Below are 23,462 nucleotides of genomic sequence, written 5' to 3'. Positions count from 1 at the left end.
GAACGTTACCCCCCTGGCGTGCGCCGACAGGAGTCTTTGGGGGGCGCGTCGGCCCACCCACCGGGAGCAGGCCCGGTCCCGCGAACCGGGGAGGACAACCCAGATGATCCGGACAGATGGCGTCCGGCGAACTACGCGATCACCGGGGCGGCTCCACCCGTCGGGCTCAGCGGGTCTCGAGGACCAGCAGATACCCTCCGCCGCCGGAGTCGACGCGGGTGGCGAGATCCAGATCGGGCGCGAGCCTCGAGAGTCGATCGACGAGCCATTCACCGGCCGCCCGCGCGTCCGCCTCGCCGGGACACCGCGCCACGGCGACTCGGCCGCCCTTGCGGGTCAACTGCTCGACGACACCGATGATCGGCGCCGGGTCCACCACGAACAGCTCGTCCGGCCACGCGACGACCGGCTTGATCGCGCCCTTCTTCGTGTTGCAAGCGCGGTGCGCCAGGCGCTCCTGGACGGACTTGCCCTTGCTCTTCTTCGCGGTGCTGATGCCGTCGACGCTCGGCCCCCGCGGATCGTTGACCGACATGTCCGGGTCGACCGGCTCGTCGCACAGCCAACAGCGCCAGCCGTCACGATCACCGATGTCCTGCAGGTTGCTCACGCGAAGACGGTACCTTCGCGGCCGCAGCCGGCGAAGGTACCGTCCCTGGTTTCGCCGCGACTACATGTCGGCGATGGCCTCGAGTGGCCTCGTCCGTGCCGCCCGGTTGGCGGGCCACAGTGCCGCCAGGACGCCCACGATCGCGGATCCCAGCAGCATGCCCAGCACCTGTCCCCACGGCACCGAGATCTGTTCCAGACCCTGGTCGGCGAGTGTCCGGACGAAACCCCACCCGAACACGACGCCGAGGATCACGCCCACGAGGGCACCGAACACCGCGATCAGCACCGACTCGAGATAGATGGTGCGGCGGACCTGTGCCCGCTGCATACCGACCGCGCGCAGCATGCCGATCTCACGGCGGCGCTCCACCACCGAGAGCGCAAGGGTGTTCACGATGCCGAGGATCGCGATGACGACCGCGAGCGCGAGCAGGCCGTACAACACGGCGAGCAGCGCATCGATCTGCTGCCCCTGCGTGCCCTTGAACTGCTCGCGGTCCTGCACCTGGACCACGACGAACGGATCGGTCGCGGTGGCGAGATCGGTCGCCATCGTGGTCAGGTCGGCGCCGGGCGCCGCCTTGATCAGTACCGCCCACTCGGTGCGCATGTTCGGCGCCGTCATCTCCTGGTACACCTGGTCCGAGACCAGCCACGGACCCAGCAGCTGGTTGTCCTCGTAGATGCCGGTGACCGTCGTGACGACCTGGTCGCCGTCACGGTCGGTGAGGGGCACCGAGGTGCCCACCGTCCAGCCGCGATCGGACGCCTCGCTCTCGCTGACCAGCATGTCGGTGCCGGACACCGACGAGGCCCCCTCCTTCATGGTGTACGTCAGCACGCCTTCCGGTGACCCGCTCAGCGCGGTGCCGAAGACGTCCTCGTCGTCCAGCTCGGCAGCGACGCCGTGCAGGGAGATCGCGTCGGTGACACCGTCGACCCTTGCTGCGGCGCCGGCGGCACCCGCCGGCACCCCGATCCCCTGCGGGCCGGTGAGCACGAAATCGGCTTCCACCCCCTTGTCGACGAGGGAGTTCACGCTCGCCTTGGCGGACGCACCGAACACGCCGATCACCGACACGAGCATCAATCCGAGGGTCAGTGCGAAGGCCGTCGCCGCGGTGCGGCGCGGATTGCGGACGGCGTTGGTTCGGGCCAGACGCCCGACCGGACCGAACGGCTTGGCGAACACCGCACCGAGCGCACCGACCACCGGACGCGACAGCGCCGGAGCCGCGAGCAGGACCGCGAGCACGAGCGCCAGCGCGCCGAGTCCGACGATCGCCGCAGCGCCTCCGCCGGTGGATTGTGCGCCGACGACCAGGGCGAGTACACCCAGCACAGCCGCGATCGCACCGATCAGCGTGCGCACCCGCAGGGTGTCGCCTGTGGAAGCGAACTCCTCGCGCATCGCCGCCACCGGCGGAACCTTGGCTGCGCGGCGAGCCGGCGCGTACGCGCTGACGACCGTGACGATCACGCCGAGCACCAGCGCCACGATGATCGTGCGCGGCGCCACCTGCAGCGGGCCGTCGGGCAGGCCGAGATCGAACGCGTTGAGCAGGGCCCGCAGACCGTAGGCGAGACCGATGCCGGCGGCGATGCCGAGCGCACTGCCGATCACGCCGACAATGAGTGCCTCGAACACCACGGACCGCCCCACCTGCTTGCGGCTGGCACCGATCGCGCGCAGCAGCGCCAGCTCCCGCAGGCGCTGCGCGACGATCATCGAGAAGGTGTTGTAGATGATGAACGTGCCCACCAGCAGCGCGATCGCACCGAACGCCAGCAGGAAGTAGTTGACGAAGCTCAGCGCCTCACCGATCTCGTCCTTGGTCTCCTGCTTGACCTCGGCCCCGGTCTGGACCTTGGTGTCGGGCAGGGCCGCGGCGATCCGATCCCGCAACTCGTCCTGCGACGCCCCGGTACCGGCGACATCGATGTAGCCGACGTGGCTGCCGTCGGTGAACAGCTCACGGGCCTGCGCGTCCGTGAACAGCGCGCCCACGTACCCGCCGGTGTCGGTCTCGGGGGCGTAGATGCCCGAGACCGTGACGTCGTTCCAGCCGCGCATCGTCAGGACTCGCGTCGGCGAGCCGACGTCCAGCCCGGCGCGGGTCGCGGCGCTCTGGTTGAGCGCGATCTGACCGGACTGCTCCGGCGGCATGCCTGCGACGAACTCCGTCGGCTCACCGAGAGTCTGGTCCGGCGGCAGGTAGGACATGCCCATGCTCGGCGCTCCGCCGTTCTGCATGGGCTTGCCCGCCGAGTTCAGGACCACGATCTGACCGTCCACAGCCGGCGCGACGGTCCGGACGCCGTCGACCGCGCGGATCGTGTCCACGTCGGCGATCGGGACTCCGCTCGACCCGTGCTCCTCGGGGCTGACACGGACGTCGACGCCCTGCGCGGTGTCGTCGAAGATGCTGTCGAACGTCTTCTGCAGGGTGTCGGTGAACACGAACGAACCGGCTACGAACGCCGTCCCGAGCACGACCGACAACACGGTCAGGACGAGCCGCACCTTGTGGGCGGCGAGATTACGCAACGAGACCTTGCGCATCGGCGAATTGGTCACTGCCATGACGTCAGACCGTCTCGAGGTTCTTCATGCGGTCCAGCACCGACTCGGCGGTGGGCTGGCGCAACTCGTCGACGATCCGACCGTCCGCCAGGAAGACGACGCGGTCCGCGAAGCTCGCGGCACGCGGGTCGTGCGTGACGATCACGACGGTCTGACCGAACTCGTCGACCGCGGCCCGCAGGATCGACAGCACCTCGCCCGACGAGCTCGAATCCAGGTTGCCGGTCGGCTCGTCGCCGAAGATGATTTCCGGTTGCCCGGCCAGTGCCCGCGCGCACGCCACTCGCTGCTGCTGGCCACCGGACAGCTCACCGGGCCGGTGGTCGAGCCGGTCCCGCAGCCCGAGCCGATCGATCACGGTGTCGAGCCACTGCTGATCGGCCTTCCGGCCGGCGATGTCGAGCGGCAACGTGATGTTCTCGAGGGCCGTGAGGGTCGGCACCAGGTTGAACGCCTGGAACACGAAGCCGATCCGGTCGCGACGCAGCTGGGTCATCTGCTTGTCGGAGAGGGTGGTCAGATCGGTGGCACCGATCAACACCGAACCCGATGACGCCGCATCGAGGCCGGCCAGGCAGTGCATGAGCGTCGACTTGCCGGAGCCGGACGGCCCCATGATGGCGGTGAACTCCCCCCGCTCGAACTCCGCGGACACGCCCGCAAGCGCGTGGACCTGGGTGTCCCCCGACCCGTAGACCTTCGTCAGGTTCACTGCGCGAGCGGCGACTGTGGTTTCGGTGGGCAACTCGGTTTCGGTTGGCATGCCCACCATCCTCACCTGCGGGCCCGACAGAACACCATCGGGGACATCCCTGATCTTGTACCCCGACCTGCGGATGACCGGTCAGTCGTGGGAGAACGCGCGGGCTATCTCCCGCTCGAGATCGAGATACGGCTCACCGGAGACGTCGGCCACCACCTTGGCGATGGTGCCACCGCGAAACCGGAACGGTGCCGAGTAGAGCACCGAGACGGACTGCCCGGGATCGCGCCCGATGCGAATGCCCTCACCGACCCCGGAGAACATCGCCGGCTGCACCCGCATCGCGGCGAGTGAGCCCACCGCACGATCGTCGATGTACAGCGTCGTGTCCCCGACCGGCGTGAACTGGTCGTCGGCCGTGCCCGTCCGAACGAATCGGACGCCGAGCACGTGGTCGCCGGGTGTCACCGGTTCCGCCGACACCACGACCTGCTCCTCCTCGCCCAGGAAGTTGTAGGCGTACTTCAGGAACCCGTCCTGCACGAACAGAGTGTGGCCGCCGAGGCGGCCGCCGTGCGCGAACAGCACCCCCTCGGCGGTACCGGCGTCGCCGTCCTCGATGCTGACCTCCGCGAGCAGCGAGAACGATCTGCCCCGCATCTCGAGGGCCGCCCCCGGACCCACCTCCGCAGCGTCGGGGTAGTAGACGAACGAATCTCGGGCACCGGTGAGGTACGGCCGGTACCGCAGGAACGCGGACACGATATCGAGGTCGTTGAGCGGCAGACCACCGTACTTCTCCGCCTCCGTGAACCACAGCGCGCGCATCTCGTCGAGTTTGTCCGGCCGCGCGGCGGCGAGGTCGTGGACCTGGCTGCGATCGCGCGCGATGTGGAACAACTCCCACCGGTCGTCGTCGAAATGCGACCAGTTCGACGGTGCCGCGGGATGGACGGTGTTCGCGAACCAGCCGTCGTGCCAGATCCCGCGGGTCCCGAGCATCGAATAGAACTGCGTCAGCTTCCCGGTGGCCGCGTCGGCGTCGGCGAGGATCGGCCGGAAGCTGATCCCCTCCAGTGGCCGCTGCGGAACGCCGCCGACCATGAGCGGCGGATCGATGCCGAGGCACTCGTAGACGGTCGGCGTGACGTCGCAGACGTTGACGTAGTGGTCGCGGATCTCGCCGCGGGCCGTGATGCCGTCCGGCCACGAGATGAGGCACGGGTCCGCGATCCCGCCCTCGTGCGAGGCGTACCGCTTGAACAGCTTGTACGGGGTGTTGAACGCCATCGCCCAGCCGAGGCAGTAGTGGTTGTACGTCTCCGGACTTCCCAGCTGGTCGATCTTCGCCAGTCCGTCCTCGACCCTGTCGATGTACCCGTTGAAGAACTTGTACTCGTTGACCGACCCGTTGGGGCCGCCCTCACCGCTGGCCCCGTTGTCGGACAGTAAGACGATCAGGGTGTTGTCCAGCTGACCCGATTCCTCCAGATAGTCCAGCAGGCGTCCGAGTTGGGCATCGGTGTAGCTCTGGAAGCCGGCGAACACCTCCGCCATCCTGCAGAACAACCGCTTCTCGTCGTCGTCGAGCGAATCCCAGGGGCGCACCGTGTCCTGCTCCGGCCACGGCAAGCCGTCTGCACTGACCTCGCCCGTGTACGGGTTCATCGGCGACAGTTCGGTGTCCGCCGGTACCAGGCCGAGCCGCTTCTGATTCTCGAGCACGACCTCCCGGTACCGCTCGTAGCCCATGTCGAAGCGGCCCCGGTACCGATCCGCCCATTCCTTCGAGACATGATGCGGCGCATGCCCGCAACCTGGACACAGGTACATGAACCACGGCTTGTCGGGGGCGATCACCTCGGAGTCACGGATGAACTCGATCGACTTGTCCGCCAGGTCCTTCGACAGGTGGTACCCGTCCTCGGGCCCGTACGGCGGCTCGACCGGATGATTGTCGTAGACCAGATTCGGGTACCACTGGTCGGCCTCGCCGCCGAGGAACCCGTAGAACCTCTCGAACCCCCGAGCCAGCGGCCAGTTCCGTTTGGTCGCAGCGAGATTCGCCTCCTCGAGTGGCGTCAGGTGCCACTTGCCGACAGCGTAGGTGTTCCAGCCTCGCTCGCTCAGGACCTCCGACAGAAGCGCACAGTCCGCCGGAATGCGGCCGCTCGCATTGGTGAACCCGTCGGTGAACTCCTCGATCGTGGCCATCCCGACCGACGTCGCGTTGCGACCGGTGAGCAGCGACGCCCGGGTCGGCGAACACAGCGCCGTCGTGTGGAACTGACTGAGCAGCAGGCCGCGGTCGGCGATCCGCTTCAGATTGGGCATTTCGACCAGACCGCCGTACATGTCCCACGTACCGATGCCGGTGTCGTCCCACACGACATACAGCACATTCGGTGCCCCTTCGGGAGCACGGGGTTCCGCGAACGGCGCCCAGTCCGGCGTCGAATCCCGGATGTCGACCGATACCTTGCCCGTGAATTCCGCAGCCATAACCGGGTCCTCCCGATGCGGTGAGACTCCCATCATCACACGCACCGGGAGGCCGGTGGGCCGGATCCTCGGACTACGTCCGAGTTGTGCTCACGCCCAGCGGGCCTGGCCGCCGTCGAGCGGAATGGTGGCACCCGTCAGGTACGCCGCATCGGGCCCGACCAGGAACGCGACCGCGTTGCCGATGTCGGTCTCGGCATCACCGATCCGCCGCATCGGAATGCTCGCGACGAACGCGGCAGCCTCCTCTGGCCGCGCATCCGCCCAGCGCTGCAGGCCCGGCGACATCGCGTGTGGTGCAACAGCATTGACGCGAATATTGTCCACGCCCCACTCACAGGCCGCGGCGCGGGTGAGCGACCGGACGGCCTCCTTTACCGACGCGTAGCCGCCGTAGGAGCTCGCATCCCAGCGCACCGCGACCGACGAGACCATGTTGACGATCGCTCCGCCACCTCGTTCCTTCATGTGCGGGTAGCAGGCCTGCATCGTGCGAAGCGCCGCAATCGGACCCGATGTGTACGCGCGCTCGAGGAGGTCGGCCTTGAGATCGTTGATCGGCCCCAGCGGGTTGAGGCTCGCATTGTTGATCAGGATGTCGACGCCGCCGAAGAGCGCGGCGGTGGTGTCCACCGAACGCGTGATGTCCTCGGCGCTCGACACGTCCGCGACGACCGGTTCGGCGATACCGCCGAACGCGGCGATCGCCTCGCACGTCTCGATCAGCTTCGACTCGGTCCGCCCGGACACCGCGATCCGCGCGCCCTCCTTGGCGAGCGCGAATGCAATTCCCTGCCCGACGCCCTGGCCGGCGCCCGTGATGAGCGCGACCTTTCCGTCCAACTTGCCCATGTGGTCTCAATCTCCCGCATCTGTCGGTGTGCTGGCTGCCACGTAACCAGGTGGCGCCCATCGACGCCGGGCGTTTCTCGATGACCGGGACCGAACCGCCGCTACGCTCGACGTCATGCGGATCGGAGCCCATGTCCGGCAGGACGCCGACCCTGTCGGGGCCGGCGAGCGTCTCGGCGCGGACATCGTCCAGTTGTTCCTCACCGACCCCCAGAAATGGGACAAACCCGAACCACACCCACAGACCGAGCAGATCCTCGCCAGTCCGATCGACGTCGTCGTCCATTCGTCGTACGTCATCAACGTCGCGAGCCTCAACAACCGGCTCCGGATGCCGTCCCGCAAGGCCGTCGCCGACCAGGCCGCCGCTGCCGCCGATATCGGGGCTGTCGGACTGGTCGTCCACGGCGGACACGTACGCGACGGCGAGGATCCCGCCGCCGGGGTCGAGAACTGGCGGAAACTGTTCGAACGTCAACAGGACAAGGGCGGCTTCCCGGTCCCGATCCTGATCGAGAACACGGCCGGCGGAGATTTCGCGATGGCCCGGCACCTCGACGCGATCGGACGGCTGTGGGACGCGGTGGGCGAGTTCGGCGCGGGCTTCTGCCTCGACACCTGCCACGCGTGGGCGGGCGGCGAGGAACTGCTCGGCATCGTCGAACGGGTCCGGGCGATCACCGGGCGCATCGACCTGGTCCACCTGAACAACTCGCGCGACGAGTTCGACTCGGCACGAGACCGGCACGCCAACCTCACCACCGGCCTGATCGACCCCGCGATGCTGACCGCCGTCGTGTCCGCGGCAGACGCCCCGGTCATCCTCGAGACGCCGGCCGACGGAATCGCCGACGATCTGGCCTATCTGCGCGACGCCCTCGCGGGAGACTGATCGCGTCCGACGTCACAGATACCGAATCGGACACGACGCCGCGTCGGACCGCGACGACAGAACGTGCCCGCCCTACCATCGCCACTCATGACGTACCTTCGGTCCCGCCGCACGCTCGCCATCTCCTCCGTCGCCGTCGCAGCGCTCGCGCTCGCCGGTTGCTCGAACACCGACACCGAGCAGACCGCGTCGACGACGTCGATCACGACGACGACGTCCCAGGCGACGCCGACCGACATCGCTCCGCTGGCGGCAGCCGACGGCACGATGACCGCGGTGCCGACCGAGGCGGCCCCGCAGACCGGGAAGGCCTCCCCCGACGCCGCGCTGACCATCACCGACATCCGGGTCGGCAAGCACGAGGGCTTCGACCGGGTGGTGTACGAGCTCGGCGGTGTCGGCAGCCCCGGCTGGCAGGCCGAGATCGTGTCCACCGCAAATCAGCAGGGCAGCGGCAAGCCCCTCGCGGTGACGGGCCAGGGCATTCTGCAGGTCCTCATCGAGGGCTCGACCATGGAGCCCCAGTCCGGCGTCGAGCCGTACTCGGGCCCCAATCCGCTCGAGGTCGAGTCCAGTGGTGTCGTGACCGAGGTGCGCGACGCCGGTGTCTACGAGGGGCGCGCACAGACGCTCATCGGGCTGTCCAGTCGGGATGTCGGATACCGCATCTCCACGCTGAGCGATCCCACCCGACTGGTCGTCGACATCGCGAACTGACGCTCACGCATTGACCTCGAGTAATGTTGAGGTCCTACCTTCGGTGTCGGACCCCGGTCGTATCGTGACCGGGCCGACGAGAGGGGCGCACGATGAGCATGGAGGTCACCGCGTGGAACGCGATGTACAACGCGATGCATGCGCAGCAGGACCGTCGCCCCTTCTCGCGCGCCACGCTGCGCCGGGTTGCGGGCTATGCCCGCCCGCACCGTAGCCACATCGCCTGGTACCTGCTGCTCAGCGTCGTCACCGCGGCGCTGGCGGTGGCCACCCCGGTCCTCGCCGGCCGCGTCGTCGACGCGATCGTGGCCGGCGACTCGACCGATGTCGTGGTGCGGCTGGCACTGGTCATCGCCGCGATCGCGCTGCTCGAGGCGGGGCTCGCGATCGTCACCCGCTGGCTGTCCTCGAGCATCGGGGAAGACCTCATCCTCGATCTGCGCCGCGCAGTGTTCGACCACGTGCAACGCATGCCGGTCGCGTTCTTCACCCGCACCCGCACCGGCGCACTGGTCAGCCGGCTCAACAACGACGTGATCGGCGCGCAGCGCGCGTTCAGCGACACCCTGTCCGGTGTCGTCGGAAACCTGGTGACGCTGGTGATCACGCTGATCGTGATGATCGGCATCTCATGGCAGATCACGCTGCTGTCGTTGCTGCTGCTGCCGGTCTTCGTCCTGCCCGCCCGACGGATGGGCGCCCGCCTCGCCCAGCTCAATCGCGAAGCCGCCAACCACAACTCTGTGATGAGCACGCAGATGACCGAACGGTTCTCGGCACCGGGAGCGACGCTGGTGAAGCTGTTCGGCCGACCGTCGCAGGAGTCCGCCGAGTTCGCGGTTCGCGCCCGCCGGGTCCGGGACATCGGCGTCCGCACCGCGATGCTGCAGTCGGTGTTCGTGACCGCCCTGACGCTGGTGTCGGCGCTGGCACTTGCGCTCGTGTACGGGCTGGGTGGCTTCTACGCGTTGCGCGGACAGCTCGAAGCCGGTGCCGTCGTCTCCCTGGCACTCCTGCTCACGCGGCTGTACTCGCCCCTCACGTCATTGGCGAGCGCCCGGGTGGACGTCATGAGCGCGATGGTCAGCTTCGAGCGGGTCTTCGAGATCCTCGACCTGAAACCTCTCATCACGGAGAAGCCGGACGCCGTCGACGTCCCCGCGGGCCCGGCCTCCGTCGAGTTCCGGTCCGTGGACTTCGCATACCCCTCTCCCGACAAGGTGTCGCTCGCATCGCTCGAGGAGGTCGCCGGACTCGACACCCGCGCCGGCGCCGCGGTGCTGCACGACGTCAGCTTCCGGCTGGAACCGGGTCGGATGGTCGCGCTGGTCGGGTCCTCCGGCGCCGGGAAGTCCACCATCGCGCAGCTACTCCCCCGGCTGTACGACGTCGACGCCGGCGCCGTCCTGATCGGCGGCGTCGACGTGAAGGATCTGACCACCGATTCGCTTCGGCGAACCGTCGGAATGGTGACGCAGGACGGGCACCTGTTCCACGAATCCGTGCGGTCCAACCTGCTGCTCGCCCGCCCGGACGCGACCGAGCAGGACCTGTGGGAGGTCCTGCAGCGGGCACGGCTCACCGCCCTGATCGAGTCACTGCCCGATGGCCTCGACACCGTAGTCGGCGAGCGGGGTTACCGGCTGTCCGGCGGCGAACGGCAGCGCCTCACCATCGCCCGCCTGCTCCTCGCGCAGCCGCGTGTCGTGATCCTCGACGAGGCCACCGCCCACCTCGACTCGACCTCCGAAGCCGCCGTCCAGGAGGCCCTGAGCGAGGCGCTCGACGGCCGGACCGCGATAGTGATCGCGCACCGACTGTCCACCATCCGCGCGGCCGACCTGATCCTCGTGATCGAGAACGGTCGAATCGTCGAGCGCGGCAACCACTCCGACCTGCTCGCAGCGGACGGACGCTACGCCGAGCTGCACCGGACCCAGTTCGACACCGGCGCGCCCGCGGCCCCGGTCCTCGCCCAGGCGCTGCACTGACCGCTGCCCAGCGTCACACAGCACAGCGTCAGAAGAAGCGGCGGATGTTGTGGATGTGGAAGTCCGACAGCGGTCGCAGCCCGGTCGGGACACCCGTGCCGTACGCGTTGAAGACCATGCCGTTGCCGGCGTAGATCCCGACGTGCCCGGCGATGTCGTAGGTGTCCATCGTGATGACGTCGCCGGGTTGCAGCACCGACAGAGGAACCAGAATGCCGCCGGTGAAACGCGCCATCTCCTGACTGGTCCGCGGAAGTTCGATCCCGACCGTACGGAACGCCCACTGCACCAGACCCGAGCAGTCCCACGCGTCCGGGCCGTTGCCGCCCCACAGGTAGGGCTTGCCGCTCTGTGTGGTGGCCGCGGCGAGAGCCGCGAGACCGCGCGGGCTGGGGATGGGGAGCGGAATCGCGATGTCGCCGCTACCGGCGAACAGGCTCGCGCTGCCGTTCCCGCCCGAAGACCCGAACAGGGAACCCAGACCCGGGTCGGCCGCCGCGGGTACGGCCAGACCGATTGCACCGCCCGCGATCAGTGCGGCCGCGATGAGACCCCGACGAATCGTGTGGACCACGCTCGTGCCTCCTTGCTGAAGATTGCGCCGATCCCCGACCGCAAACTGTGAGGCACGTTACAGAGCAGGTGTCACTCCCGTCACAGGATCGTTCGCATTCACAGGAAACGGGTGCCGGCGAGTCATCACTCGCCGACACCCGTTTCGAGCGTCGTCACGTCCTGTCGGACAGCTCCGGCGAATCAGTCGCGGGGGCGCCGACCGCCCGACGGCCGGTCTCCCCGACCACGGCCGAACTTGCCACCGGCGCGATCGTCGCGACCGCCCCGCGAGGGGCGTCCCGAGGGCGCACCCTGGTCGAGTTGAAGCTGGATCAGCACACCCGAGATCCGCGTTGCACGCAGCGCCTCGACCGTCTCACTGGCCAGGTCCGCGGGCAGTTCGACCAGGCTGTGGTCGGGGCGGATGCTGATGTGCCCGAAGTCGCTGCGACGCAGGCCGCCCTCGTTGGCGATCGCGCCGACGATCGCACCGGGAACCACCTTGTGCCGCTTGCCGACCGCGATGCGGTAGGTGGCCAACTCCTGGCCGTCGCGGTTCTGACGCGGCGGGCCGTCGTCGAACCGGCGCGCAGGCCGTTCCCGCGGCTCGCGCGGCGCCCGTGGCGGAGCCGGCGGCTCCGGCGACATGAGGAACGACTCGCCGTCCCGGGACTGGACCGCCAGGGCCGCAGCGATGTCGGCGAGCGGAACGTCGTGCTCGCGCTCGTAGTCCTCGATCAGCTTGCGGAAGAGTGCCAGGTTCTCGGAGCTCAGGCTCGCGGTGATGGAGTCACCGAACTTCGCGACACGCTGCGCGTTGACGTCCTCGACGGTGGGCAGTTGGATCTCGGTGAGCGGCTGCCGCGTGGTGCGCTCGATCGACTTGAGCAGGTGCCGCTCGCGCGGGGCCACGAACAGCAGCGCGTCACCGGTGCGTCCGGCGCGACCGGTACGACCGATGCGGTGCACGTACGACTCGGTGTCGTGCGGGATGTCGTAGTTGACGACGTGCGAGATGCGGTCGACGTCGAGGCCACGGGCCGCGACGTCCGTGGCGACCAGGATGTCGAGGGCGCCGGACTTGAGCTGTCCGATGGTGCGCTCACGCTGCGCCTGGACGATGTCGCCGTTGATCGCGGCGGCGGAGAAGCCGCGCGCCCGCAGCCGCTCGGCGAGGTCTTCGGTGGCCTGCTTGGTCCGGACGAAGATGATCATCGCCTCGAAGGTCTCGACCTCGAGGATGCGGGTGAGCGCGTCCAGCTTGCGCTGATGCGCCACCTGCACCCACCGCTGGGTGATGTTCGACGCGGTCGCCGTCTTCGACTTGACGGTGATCTCGACGGGATCGTGCAGGTACTGCTTGGAGATCTTGCGGATCGCGGGCGGCATGGTCGCCGAGAACAGCGCCACCTGCTTGTACTCCGGGGTGTCGGCGAGGATGCGCTCGACGTCGTCCTGGAAGCCCATCTTGAGCATCTCGTCGGCCTCGTCGAGGACGAGGTACTCGAGATTCGACAGGTCGAGTGTGCCCTTCTCCAGGTGGTCGATGACACGACCCGGGGTGCCGACGATGATCTGGGCGCCACGACGCAGGCCCGACAGCTGCACGCCGTACGCCTGACCGCCGTAGATCGGCAGCACGTGCAGACCCGGGATGTGGGCCGAGTACTTGCCGAACGCCTCCGCGACCTGGAGCGCGAGCTCACGGGTGGGGGCCAGGATGAGCGCCTGCGGGACCTTCCGCTCCACGTCCAGGCGAGACAGGATCGGGATCGCGAACGCGGCGGTCTTGCCGGTACCGGTCTGCGCGAGACCCACGACGTCCTTGCCCGCGAGCAGCGGCGGAATGGTCGCGGCCTGGATAGGCGAGGGCGACTCGTATCCGACGTCGGAAAGGGCCTTCAGCACACGTTCGTCGATCTCGAGGTCGGCGAAGGTGATGGGATTGTTGTCGGACTGCGGGTCACGCTCGGTGTCACTCATTTGACCAGTCAGTTTAGTCGATGCGCGGCGCCGCTCGTCTGCGGTGCCTCCCCTCCGCCCTCACCTCGGCCCCCGAACGGGAATTCGGCGACCACTCGCGGGGCCCGGACGTGCCGCGAACTCCCGTTCGGCGCATGGCCACTGAGTTGCGCGACGGTGCGGGCACGGCACCCCGAGTACGGCACGGGAATGACTGACATCACAATGTGGACGACCGCCCGTCACCCCTGGAGAGGAACCAGCAGTGTCCGAGTCGAGTATCCCGACGCCCATCCCCACCCACTGGTACAACATCGTCGCGGACCTGCCCGTCGCCCCGCCGCCCCACCTGCACCCGGGTACCAAGGAGCCGGTGACCCCCGCCGATCTCGCTGCGCTGTTCCCCAGCGCACTGATCGAGCAGGAGGCCACGACCGAGCAGTACATCGAGATCCCCGAACCCATCCGTGAGGCCTACCGCACGTGGCGGCCGGCACCCCTGATCCGTGCCCGCGAGTTCGAGAAGGCGCTGGGGACGCCCGCTCGGATCTACGTCAAGTACGAGGGCGTGAGCCCGGTCGGCAGCCACAAGACCAACACCGCGGTGGCGCAGGCGTATTACAACGCCCAGGACGGTGTCAAGAAGATCACCACCGAGACCGGAGCCGGCCAGTGGGGCAGCGCGTTGTCGTTCGCGTGCGCCAAGTTCGGCATCGAGCTCGAGGTGTGGCAGGTGCGCGCGTCGTACGAGTCCAAGCCGTACCGCCGCCACCTGATGGAGACCTACGGCGGCATCGTGCATCCCAGCCCGTCGGATCTCACCGAGTCGGGCCGCAAGATGCTCGCCGACTTCCCCGACACCCCCGGCTCGCTGGGCATGGCCGTCACCGAGGCCGTCGAGGTGGCCGCGAACGATCCCGACGCGCGCTACGCGCTCGGCAGCGTCCTCAACCACGTGGTGCTGCACCAGACGGTGATCGGCCTCGAGGCGGTGGAGCAGCTGCGCGCCGCCGGTGAGGCGAACGCCGATGTCGTGTTCGGTTGCGCGGGTGGCGGTTCCAACCTCGCCGGCCTGGCGTTCCCGTTCATCCGCGAGGTGCTGCACGGCAAGGCACAGACCCGGATCATCGCGGCCGAGCCGGCCGCGTGCCCGTCGATCACCAAGGGCGAGTACCGCTACGACCACGGCGACGTCGCCGGTCTGACGCCGCTGCTGAAGATGCACACGCTCGGCCAGGACTTCGTGCCGGACCCGATCCACGCCGGCGGACTGCGCTATCACGGCATGGCGCCGCTGCTCAGCCACACCGTCGAACTCGGCTACGTCACCGGCCAGGCCGTCGACCAGACCGACTCGTTCGACGCGGGCGTGCTGTTCGCGCGGACGCAGGGCATCGTTCCCGCCCCCGAGTCGGCGCACGCGATCGCCGCAGCCGCCGAATACGCGCGCGGCCTGACCGAGCCCGAGGTGCTGGTGATCGGCCTGTCCGGCCACGGCATGCTCGACCTGCCCGCCTACCAGTCGCACATCGACGGCAACCTGGTCTCGACGGCGTAGTTCGCACCGCAGGTGCGGCGCCCGGGATCCCTTCCGGGCGCCGCACCCGTGCACCATCCGCGGCGTATCGTCGAAATCGAGAGCGAATCTCTTCGACGGAGCACGTCATGCACTACGCGACGCGCGCCGGAGCCGGACGGGCGCTGGCCAAGTCGCTGAACCATCTCCGCGGGACCGACCCTGTGATACTCGGACTCCCCCGCGGCGGGGTACCGGTGGCATACGAGGTCGCCCAGGCCCTGCGCGCCCCACTCGACGTCATCCTGGTCCGCAAGCTCGGCGTGCCGTGGCAGCCGGAACTCGCGATGGGGGCGATCGGCGAGGGCGACGCGGAGGTCCTCAACGACGACGTGATCCATCGAGGCGGCGTGACGCGCCAGGCCCTCGAGTCCGTCCGCGCCAAGGAGCGGCAGGAGCTGGCGCGACGCGCCGACGCCCTGCGCGGCGGTCGTCCACGGACACCGCTCACCGGACGGACCGTGGTACTCGTCGACGACGGCATGGCGACGGGCGCCACCGCGGCGGTTGCCTGCCAGGTCGCCCGCGCCGCGGGGGCGGCCAGGATCGTCATCGCGATACCGGTGGCATCGCCGGAGGCCGTCGCACGGCTGCGCGTCACCGCCGACGAGGTGGTGTGCCCGTTCACGCCCGTCAATCTCGGAGGTGTCGGCGGCGCGTACGTCGACTTCCACCAGCTGGACGACCAGGAGGTCACCGATCTGCTCGCCCGGACCGGCGAATCCGCGACGTGACCGGCGCAACATTCGACGCTCCGACGCCGATACACGTTTCGGAGGACCCGCGTAGCGAGGGAGGATTCGTGAGCGTCTCGGAACAGCAAGTGCAGACGGTGGCCCAGTCCTGCCGCGACCGGCTCGGCGACCCGGCAGGCTGGGTACCCCCGGACGAGTATCGGGACAGCCTCGCGCTCTGCATCATCGAGTCGGTCCAGGCGGCCGGTGATCGGTACGCCGATGCCGGCACGGTGGTCGACCGCTACCGCGCGTACCGGAGGGCCCACGCCCCGGGCCGGATCACCGACGGCGCTCGCGAGCTGCTGCGCACGTTCGAGGAGGTGGGCAGTTCGGATCAGTGGGCCGGGAAGATCGGCAATTACAAGCGCCGCTACTCCGAGAACGCCGCGCCGCTGCGTGCCGCCGAGATCCAGCGCACCGCCGAACGCCTGCACGCCCTGCACATCGACTCGGTCGGCGACCTGGTGGGCGCAACCCGCGACGACCGCCGGCGCAGCGACCTGCGTGCGGCGTGGGACGAGTGCTGCGGCGGACCCGACGACGCGATGTGGCAGCACCTGATGACCCTGGCGGGCGCACCCGGTTCCACCGGCGCCTCCACGGCCACCGACGAGTTCGTCCGGTCGGCCCTCGCGTCCGCCCCGGACGACTCCGCGCCGTCGGCGCCGCCGACCGAGATCCTCGCCGCGGCCGCAGACCGTCTCGGTATCTCGGCGGCAGCGCTCGAGCACGCCGTCCGCCGGTGGCGATGCACCCGCGAGGACCATTTCCGTCCCGTTGCGTGACGCGCACCCACCCCCACCAGGAAAAAGTTAGCATTACGTACGGTTACATCTATTTCCGCAGGTCGGCGGAGGAAATGTACAAACCGGACGCGAGACTTAGTGCGAAGACACCCCGAATGTGATGCAATGCACATCCATCATGTCATTTCCTTGGAGGGGTCACAGTGCGTGAGTATTCGGTTCCACAGTCGTTCACCATTCCGGAAGACGCGTCCATGGCCGACACTGTGTTCCGGTACGAAGCGGAGTGTCCGAACCTCGTGCCCTTCAAGAAGCCGGGCAACGGTGGATGGGTCGACGTCACCGCGGCCGAGTTCGCCAAGCAGGTCAGAGCCGTCGCGAAGGGCCTGATGGCCTCGGGCATCGAACTCGGCGACCGCGTCGCGATTCTCTCGTCGACCCGCTTCGAGTGGGTCGTCCTGGACTACGCGATCTGGACCGCCGGCGGATGCACCGTCGCGATCTACGACACCTCGTCTGCTGATCAGGCCCAATGGATCCTCGAGGACTCCGCCACGTCCTTACTCGTGGTGGAGACGTCAAGCCACGCGGAAACCGTCAAGGACGTCGCCGAGGCCGCCCCCGCGCTGCGCGAGGTGCTGCAGATCGAGGCCGGCGCCCTCGACGAACTGATCACCCGCGGCGCCGGCATCAGCGACGACGAACTGGACGAGCGCCGACACCAGGTGCGCGCGTCATCGCCCGCGACCCTCATCTACACCTCCGGCACCACCGGACGCCCCAAGGGCGTCCAGCTCACCCACTCGAATTTCTACGCCGAGTCGGCGGCGGTGCAGATCGCGCTCGGGGACGCGATGCAGGAGGGCAAGCGCACCCTGATGTTCCTGCCGCTGGCGCACGTTTTCGCGCGCGCGATCTCGTTCGGTGCGTTCGACGCCAAGGTCACCGTCGCGCACACCTCCGACCTGACGACGCTGCTCGATCAGTTCGCGATCTTCAAGCCGAACTTCATCCTCTCGGTCCCGCGCGTGTTCGAGAAGGTCTACAACTCGGCCAAGCAGAAGGCCGAGGACGGCGGCAAGGGCAAGATCTTCACCAAGGCCGCCGAGACCGCCATCGCGTGGAGCGAGGCCCAGGATCAGGGCGGCGCGGGGCTGGGTCTGCGCCTGCGGCACGCCCTGTTCGACAAGCTCGTCTACTCGAAGCTGCGGGTCGCGCTCGGAGGCGAGTGCGACCGCGCCGTCTCCGGCGGTGCCGCACTCGGCGCCCGCCTGGGTCACTTCTTCCGCGGCGTCGGTATCCCGGTGTACGAAGGCTACGGTCTCACCGAGACCAGCGCGGCGATCACGGTCAACACCACGCGTGACCAGAAGGTCGGCACTGTCGGCAAGCCGATCAACGGCCACGCCGCGAAGATCGCCGAGGACGGCGAACTTCTGGTCCGCGGCCCGGTCGTGTTCGACGGCTACTGGCACAACGACCAGGCCACCGCCGACTCCATCCGCGACGGCTGGTTCCACACCGGCGACCTCGGGTCCATCGACACCGAGGGGTACGTGTCGATCACCGGCCGCAAGAAGGAGATCATCGTGACCGCCGGCGGCAAGAACGTCGCCCCGGCCGTACTCGAGGACGCCCTCCGCGCCCACGCGCTCATCAGCCAGTGCCTCGTCGTCGGCGATGCGAAGCCCTTCATCGGCGCCCTCATCACGCTCGATCCGGAGGCGCTGCCCGGCTGGAAGGAGCGCAACGGCCTGCCCGCCGACACCCCGATCTCGGAACTCGTCAAGCATGCCGACCTCGTCGCCGAGATCGACGCCGCGGTCTCCGAGGGCAACAAGAAGGTGTCCAACCCGGAGCAGATCAAGAAGTACCGCATCCTCGAGGTCGACTTCACCGTCGATTCGGGCGAGCTGACCCCGACCCTGAAGCTCAAGCGCAACATCATCCACCAGGAGCACGCGGTCGCGATCGAGGCGATCTACTCCTAGTCGTTCGACGTTCACGTCCGGGCCCGGGTGCGACACCGCACCCGGGCCCGGCTCGTCGTGAGCGACGCGGTTACAGGGCGACCGATCCCAGCAGCGCCCGCGCGAGGACGGCGTCGCCGACCACGTCGAGACGCGCCAGTGGGCGTCGGCGCCACAGCGTGAGCAACAGATCCTGAGCCGGACCCCGCAGCGCCACATCCGCTTTGCGGTGCTCGCGCGTGACCTCCACCGACCCCGGCGCGAACGCCAGGTGCCACTCCGCGGCATCGGTGTCGATGCCGTGGAGGTGGACGGTGCGCCCGTCCAGCGAGTCCGGCAGCCGTCCGCCGTCCGCGAGACGGCGCAGGAACACGTCCGTCCATTCGTCGATGCCGTCGGCCGCAATCTCCGGATCCATCTCGGCCGCCTTGGGACCCCCGGCCGCCTGCAGCGTGTCCGACACGTCCATCCGGTGAACGGCGACCTCGTGCGTCTGCCGCCGCAGCCACCACGCCACGGGGCCGGAGCCGATCATCGTCGGAACCCGCGTCTCGGGGTCCCGTCGGGAGAACTCGGCGAGAAGCGCGTCGAGCGCGACCCGATAGGCGGCAACACATTCCGGACCTCGAGGCATCTCCCCCGAGCGACGGATCTCCGCCAGCGGCGTCTCCGGCGGGGCCTGCAATGCGGCGACCACCCACTGGTGCACCTTGCCGGTGTGCCGCACGACATTCTCCACTGTCCAGTCCGGCACTGTGGGAACAGGTTCGGACAGCGCGACGACCGGCGTCGCAGCCAGCGTCTCACCCTCGTCGCGCAGAGCGGACAGCAGTCGCGTGTAATCCATCAGCCCACCGTAGCGTCGAGCACGAAATCGGCGACGTCGTTCGTGACCGCCCGATGGATCTTCTCGTGCAGCAGGTCGTGGCCGGTGTCCGGGTATTCCCGCACGGTCACTCCCGGCAGGCCCGACGTCCACGCACGCATCCCGTCGACCGGCGCCAACCGATCGTCGACCCCGTGGATCGTGAGCACCGGAAATCCCGGTCGCGCGAAGTCCGCCGTCTCAGCTTGCTGCACAACGGATCTGGGAATCCCGCAGAGGACGGCCGCCGCGAAACGTTCCGGTCCGCGCCGCAGCAGCGTGATCGACACGGCCGCACCCAGCGAGTGACCCATCAGTACCTGCGGTACCCCGGGGCACGCTCGCGCGGCCGTCGTCGCGAGCAGCGCCGCATCGTCCGCGAGATCCTCCAACACGCCGGGCGCACCGGGAGTGCCCTCCGACAGCCCGTGGCCGGCCTGGTCGATCCCCCACATCTCGATGCCGTGGCCGGCAAGTCCGGCGGCGAAGCGGTGATAGTGGCCGGTGTGCTGTCCCATCCCGTGCAGGAACACCACGACGGCGCGCGGCTGATCGACGGGCCAGCGACGGTAGTGGATCTGTCCGGTCGCCCCGGTGAAGAACGGCATGCGTCCATTGTGGTGGGGCCCTGCAGTGCCCGTGCGCCCTCCCCCGAGTTGTCACCACCCGATGGCACAATCGGCCCGAACCCGACCGGGAAAGGGGCGCGATGTTCCTCCTCGACGATGTGGTCGTCTACAGCACCGGCGATCTGGCACTAGCGGCGACGTGCGAGTTCGCACTCGTCCGACGCCTCGACGGGCTCCTCGGACATGCCCCGGCCGCGGCAGGTTCGGCGGCCGACCCGATGCTGCAGCGGACGTCCCGGCTCGGCGCGGCCCACGAACGTCGGGTGCGTGACGACTTCGAGCGCCGCCTCGGGCGGATCGAGACCATCGCACGACCCGAGTACACGACGGTCGGGCTGTACGACGCCCACCGGGCGACCGTCGCCGCCGCCCGTTCCGGCGCGCCGGTGATCTACCAGGGCACGTTCTTCGACGGCCGGTTCCTCGGCTTCAGCGACTTCCTCGTCCGAGAGGTCGGCCCGGACGGCGACGCGTACGCCGTGTACGACACCAAACTGGCCCGCCACGTCGAGGTTCCCGCGCTGCTGCAGTTGGCCGCGTACGCCCACGCCCTCGAGGCCGGCGGCGTGCGCGCTGCTCCGCGAGCCCACCTGCTGCTCGGCGACGGCACCGATTCGGTGCACGTGCTCGCCGACCTCGTCCCGGTGTACATCGCGCGCCGCACACAGCTCGAGCACACCCTCGACGAACACCGGTCCGGGGGCGTACCGGTCGAATGGGGCGCCCGGAACTACCTGGCGTGCGGGCGTTGCGAGACGTGCGCGGCCGAGGTCGAGGCGCATCGAGATCTGCTGCTGGTCGCGGGGATTCGCACGAGCACCCGCGAGAAGCTGGTGTCCGCGGGCGTGTCGACCATCGACGCGCTCGCCACGCGCGTCGATCCGGTCCCGGACCTGCCGTCGCGGACACTCACCACGCTCCGGTCGCAGGCCGCACTCCAGCTTCGCGGGGAGACACAGGGCGGCCATCCCTTCGAGGTCTTCGACCCGACCGTCCTGGCGGGTCTGCCCCACCCCGATGCCGGCGACATCTTCTTCGACTTCGAGGGCGACCCGCTGTGGGCCGAGCCGGGATCGCCGCCGTGGGGACTCGAGTACCTGTTCGGTGTGCTCGAAGAACCGCCCACCGCGGCCGAGGAACCGGTGTTCCGGCCGTTCTGGGCACACGATCGGGAGCAGGAGCGTCGGGCGCTGATCGATTTCCTCGACTACGTCGCCACACGACGCGCCGCGCATCCGGGCATGCACATCTATCATTATGCGGCGTACGAGAAGTCCGCGCTGCTGCGGCTGAGCGGCCGGCACGGCGTCGGCGAGGAGGTCGTCGATCAGCTCCTGAGGGACGGGGTGCTCGTGGACCTCTACCCGATCGTCCGGGCGTCGGTGCGGGTCGGCGCGCAGTCGTACAGCATCAAGAAGCTCGAACCGCTCTACATGGGCACTCGCCTGCGCGACGGTGACGTCACCGATGCCGCCGGTTCCGTCGTGGCATATGCCGACTACTGCGACCTGCGCGACCGGGGACGCTCCGTGGAAGCCGCCGAGTCGCTGCGGGACATCGGTGGCTACAACGAGTACGACTGCATCTCGACGCGCGGGCTGCGCAACTGGTTGCTCACGCTCGCCGCCGAGCACGGTGTGCCGCCGCGTCGTCGCGCGGACCCGATGCCCGTGGGGGACGAGAGCGAGGACGAAGGCGATCCGGCCGAACGCGCGCTGCGACGGTTCGCGGGCGACGGACCACGCGGGTCGCGCAGCGCCGACCAGCAGGCGGCGGCGCTGATGGCCGCGGCGGTCGGGTATCACCGGCGGGAACGTAAACCGTTCTGGTGGGCGCATTTCGACCGGCTGACCCAGGTGGCCGACGAGTGGGCCGACACCCGTGACGTGCTGCAGGTGCACCGCGCCGTGGTGGTGCAGGACTGGCATCGCAGCACCCCGCGCCAGCGGAAGCTACGCCGCCACCTCCGGCTGACGGGCCGGTACGGGACCGGCAGCACCGTCGTCCCCGGTGCGGAGGTGTTCACGCTGTACGACCCGCCGTTGCCGGTGGACGCGATGATCGGCACGGGCCCCACCCGGCGCGGGACGTCGACGGCGGTCGTGCTGTCGGTCGGCACCGACGAGAACTTCGACGACGTCGTCGTCGTGGAGGAATTGCTCACCGGCCCCGACGAATACACGGCACTGCCGATGGCTGTGGCACCCGGCCACCCGGTCGCCACGGTACGGATGGAGAAGTCGATCTCGGCCGCGGCCGAGAACATGGCGGTGATGCTGCCGGCGATGCCGTCCGACGCGGCAGTCGACATCCTGCGCCGGATCCCTCCCCGCACCCGGGTTGGTGCGGGGCTGCCGTCGGCCGGCGGCACCGGTGGCCCCGCCGCGGCGATCGCGGCGGCACTGCTGGACCTCGACCACTCGTACCTCGCGGTGCAGGGCCCGCCGGGCACCGGCAAGACCCACACCGGCGCCCGCGTGATCGCCCACCTCGTGACGCACCACCGCTGGCGGATCGGTGTGGTGGCACAGTCTCATTCGGTCGTGGAGAACATGCTCGACGCGGTGGTCGCCGCAGGACTCGCCGGCCGACTGGTCGCGAAGAAGGACGGACGAGCGGAGAACCGCGCGTGGACGGGAATCACCGCGACCGCCTACCCGCAGTTCCTGTCCGACGCGGCGACGACCGGGTGTGTCGTCGGCGGGACGGCCTGGGATTTCGCGCACGCCGAGCGCATCCCGCCCGGCAGCCTCGACCTGCTGGTGATCGACGAGGCCGGACAGTTCGCGCTCGCGAACACCGTGGCGGTGGGGGCGTCGGCCCGCAATCTGCTGCTCCTCGGCGACCCGCAGCAACTCCCGCAGGTCAGTCAGGGCACCCACCCTGAACCGGTCGACGACTCGGCGCTGGGCTGGCTCGCGGCAGGTCACGAGGCGCTGCCACCCGAACACGGCTACTTCCTGGAGCGCACCTGGCGCATGCACCCGGCACTGTGTGCCCGGGTGTCGGCGCTGTCCTACGACGGGCGATTGCAGTCCGAGGAGCCGGTCACGACCGCCCGCCACCTCGCCGGCGTCGAACCCGGCGTGCACAGCACGGTCCTCGACCACAGCGGGAACGCAACGGAATCCGCCGAGGAGGCACGCGAGGTGGTCCGACGGATCCAGGCGCTGCTGGGCCGGGCGTGGACGGATCCGACCGCGTTCGACGGGACCCGTCCGCTCGGACAGTCCGACGTCCTCGTCGTGGCCCCGTACAACGCGCAGGTGACCCTGATCCGACGGCACCTGGCCGCCGCGGGACTGGCCGACGTGCACGTCGGGACGGTCGACAGGTTCCAGGGCCGGCAGGCCGCCGTGGTGTTCGTGTCGATGACGGCATCGACGGCCGAGGACGTGCCGCGCGGGATGTCGTTCCTGCTGTCCCGCAACCGGTTGAATGTCGCGGTCTCCCGCGGCAAGTGGTGTGCCGTGATCGTCCGGTCACGACTGCTCACGCACTACCTTCCGACGACCCCTGCCGGGCTGACCGAACTGGGTGCGTTCACGCGACTGTCCGAGTGACCCGCG

General features: G+C 69.1%; 17 protein-coding genes. 8 read left to right on the top strand and 9 right to left on the bottom strand.

Annotated elements, in window-relative coordinates:
* Positions 1 to 166 precede the first annotated feature (166 nt).
* From AC1RIF_RS25595 to AC1RIF_RS25575, 5 genes are all read right to left on the bottom strand, one after another.
* Positions 167 to 610, bottom strand: coding sequence for a hypothetical protein (locus AC1RIF_RS25595; protein WP_492604192.1), 444 nt, complete (start codon positions 608 to 610; stop codon positions 167 to 169).
* 60 nt (positions 611 to 670) lie between these two features.
* Positions 671 to 3,196, bottom strand: coding sequence for an ABC transporter permease (locus AC1RIF_RS25590; protein ID WP_492604191.1), 2,526 nt, complete (start codon positions 3,194 to 3,196; stop codon positions 671 to 673).
* Between the two features lie 4 nt (positions 3,197 to 3,200).
* Complete coding sequence (locus tag AC1RIF_RS25585) at positions 3,201 to 3,968, bottom strand: ABC transporter ATP-binding protein (RefSeq protein ID WP_492604190.1); 768 nt, start codon at positions 3,966 to 3,968, stop codon at positions 3,201 to 3,203.
* 72 nt (positions 3,969 to 4,040) lie between these two features.
* Positions 4,041 to 6,401, bottom strand: coding sequence for an arylsulfatase (locus tag AC1RIF_RS25580; RefSeq protein WP_492604189.1), 2,361 nt, complete (start codon positions 6,399 to 6,401; stop codon positions 4,041 to 4,043).
* A gap of 90 nt (positions 6,402 to 6,491) precedes the next feature.
* Positions 6,492 to 7,253 (bottom strand): SDR family NAD(P)-dependent oxidoreductase, encoded by a 762-nt coding sequence (locus AC1RIF_RS25575; protein ID WP_492604188.1) that lies wholly within the window; start codon positions 7,251 to 7,253, stop codon positions 6,492 to 6,494.
* Positions 7,254 to 7,368: 115 nt separating this feature from the next.
* Here AC1RIF_RS25575 and AC1RIF_RS25570 point away from each other — a divergent pair, with 115 nt between their 5' ends.
* The 3 genes from AC1RIF_RS25570 to AC1RIF_RS25560 all read left to right on the top strand — a co-directional run bounded on the left by AC1RIF_RS25570 (position 7,369) and on the right by AC1RIF_RS25560 (position 10,853).
* A complete protein-coding gene (locus AC1RIF_RS25570; protein ID WP_492604187.1) occupies positions 7,369 to 8,145 on the top strand; it encodes a deoxyribonuclease IV in 777 nt (258 codons plus the stop codon).
* Between the two features lie 87 nt (positions 8,146 to 8,232).
* Complete coding sequence (locus AC1RIF_RS25565; protein ID WP_492604186.1) at positions 8,233 to 8,862, top strand: AMIN-like domain-containing (lipo)protein; 630 nt, start codon at positions 8,233 to 8,235, stop codon at positions 8,860 to 8,862.
* A gap of 92 nt (positions 8,863 to 8,954) precedes the next feature.
* Positions 8,955 to 10,853, top strand: a complete 1,899-nt coding sequence (locus AC1RIF_RS25560; RefSeq protein ID WP_492604185.1) for an ABC transporter ATP-binding protein — start codon at positions 8,955 to 8,957, stop codon at positions 10,851 to 10,853.
* Between the two features lie 28 nt (positions 10,854 to 10,881).
* On the opposite strand, the gene AC1RIF_RS25555 is transcribed toward AC1RIF_RS25560, so the two are convergent.
* Positions 10,882 to 11,427: an NlpC/P60 family protein gene (locus AC1RIF_RS25555; RefSeq protein WP_492604184.1), complete on the bottom strand. Its 546-nt coding sequence runs from the start codon at positions 11,425 to 11,427 to the stop codon at positions 10,882 to 10,884.
* A 182-nt stretch (positions 11,428 to 11,609) separates the two neighbouring features.
* Complete coding sequence (locus AC1RIF_RS25550) at positions 11,610 to 13,391, bottom strand: DEAD/DEAH box helicase (protein ID WP_492604183.1); 1,782 nt, start codon at positions 13,389 to 13,391, stop codon at positions 11,610 to 11,612.
* A gap of 244 nt (positions 13,392 to 13,635) precedes the next feature.
* On the opposite strand from AC1RIF_RS25550, the gene AC1RIF_RS25545 reads away from it, so the two are divergent.
* From AC1RIF_RS25545 to AC1RIF_RS25530, 4 genes are all read left to right on the top strand, one after another.
* A complete protein-coding gene (locus AC1RIF_RS25545) occupies positions 13,636 to 14,928 on the top strand; it encodes a TrpB-like pyridoxal phosphate-dependent enzyme (protein WP_492604182.1) in 1,293 nt (430 codons plus the stop codon).
* 107 nt (positions 14,929 to 15,035) lie between these two features.
* Positions 15,036 to 15,680 carry a phosphoribosyltransferase gene (locus AC1RIF_RS25540; protein WP_492604181.1) on the top strand — a complete coding sequence of 215 codons (645 nt, stop codon included), beginning with the start codon at positions 15,036 to 15,038 and terminating at the stop codon, positions 15,678 to 15,680.
* A gap of 68 nt (positions 15,681 to 15,748) precedes the next feature.
* Positions 15,749 to 16,468 carry a DUF8548 family protein gene (locus tag AC1RIF_RS25535; RefSeq protein ID WP_492604180.1) on the top strand — a complete coding sequence of 240 codons (720 nt, stop codon included), beginning with the start codon at positions 15,749 to 15,751 and terminating at the stop codon, positions 16,466 to 16,468.
* Positions 16,469 to 16,632: 164 nt separating this feature from the next.
* Positions 16,633 to 18,420 carry an AMP-dependent synthetase/ligase gene (locus AC1RIF_RS25530; protein WP_492604179.1) on the top strand — a complete coding sequence of 596 codons (1,788 nt, stop codon included), beginning with the start codon at positions 16,633 to 16,635 and terminating at the stop codon, positions 18,418 to 18,420.
* 70 nt (positions 18,421 to 18,490) lie between these two features.
* On the opposite strand, the gene AC1RIF_RS25525 is transcribed toward AC1RIF_RS25530, so the two are convergent.
* Together AC1RIF_RS25525 and AC1RIF_RS25520 are read right to left on the bottom strand one after the other, a co-directional pair.
* Entirely contained in the window at positions 18,491 to 19,246 is a 756-nt protein-coding gene (locus tag AC1RIF_RS25525) for a maleylpyruvate isomerase N-terminal domain-containing protein (protein ID WP_492604178.1), read from the bottom strand.
* Positions 19,246 to 19,872 (bottom strand): alpha/beta hydrolase, encoded by a 627-nt coding sequence (locus tag AC1RIF_RS25520; RefSeq protein ID WP_492604177.1) that lies wholly within the window; start codon positions 19,870 to 19,872, stop codon positions 19,246 to 19,248. Before AC1RIF_RS25520 ends, AC1RIF_RS25525 begins: the two co-directional genes overlap by 1 nt.
* Before the next feature lie 101 nt (positions 19,873 to 19,973).
* Between AC1RIF_RS25520 and AC1RIF_RS25515 the strand changes: the two genes are divergently transcribed.
* Positions 19,974 to 23,456: a TM0106 family RecB-like putative nuclease gene (locus AC1RIF_RS25515; protein WP_492604176.1), complete on the top strand. Its 3,483-nt coding sequence runs from the start codon at positions 19,974 to 19,976 to the stop codon at positions 23,454 to 23,456.
* Positions 23,457 to 23,462 lie beyond the last annotated feature (6 nt).

Source organism: Prescottella sp. GW823-FHT02E09 (genome assembly GCF_058797375.1).
This window is presented reverse-complemented; position numbering and strand designations above follow the sequence as displayed.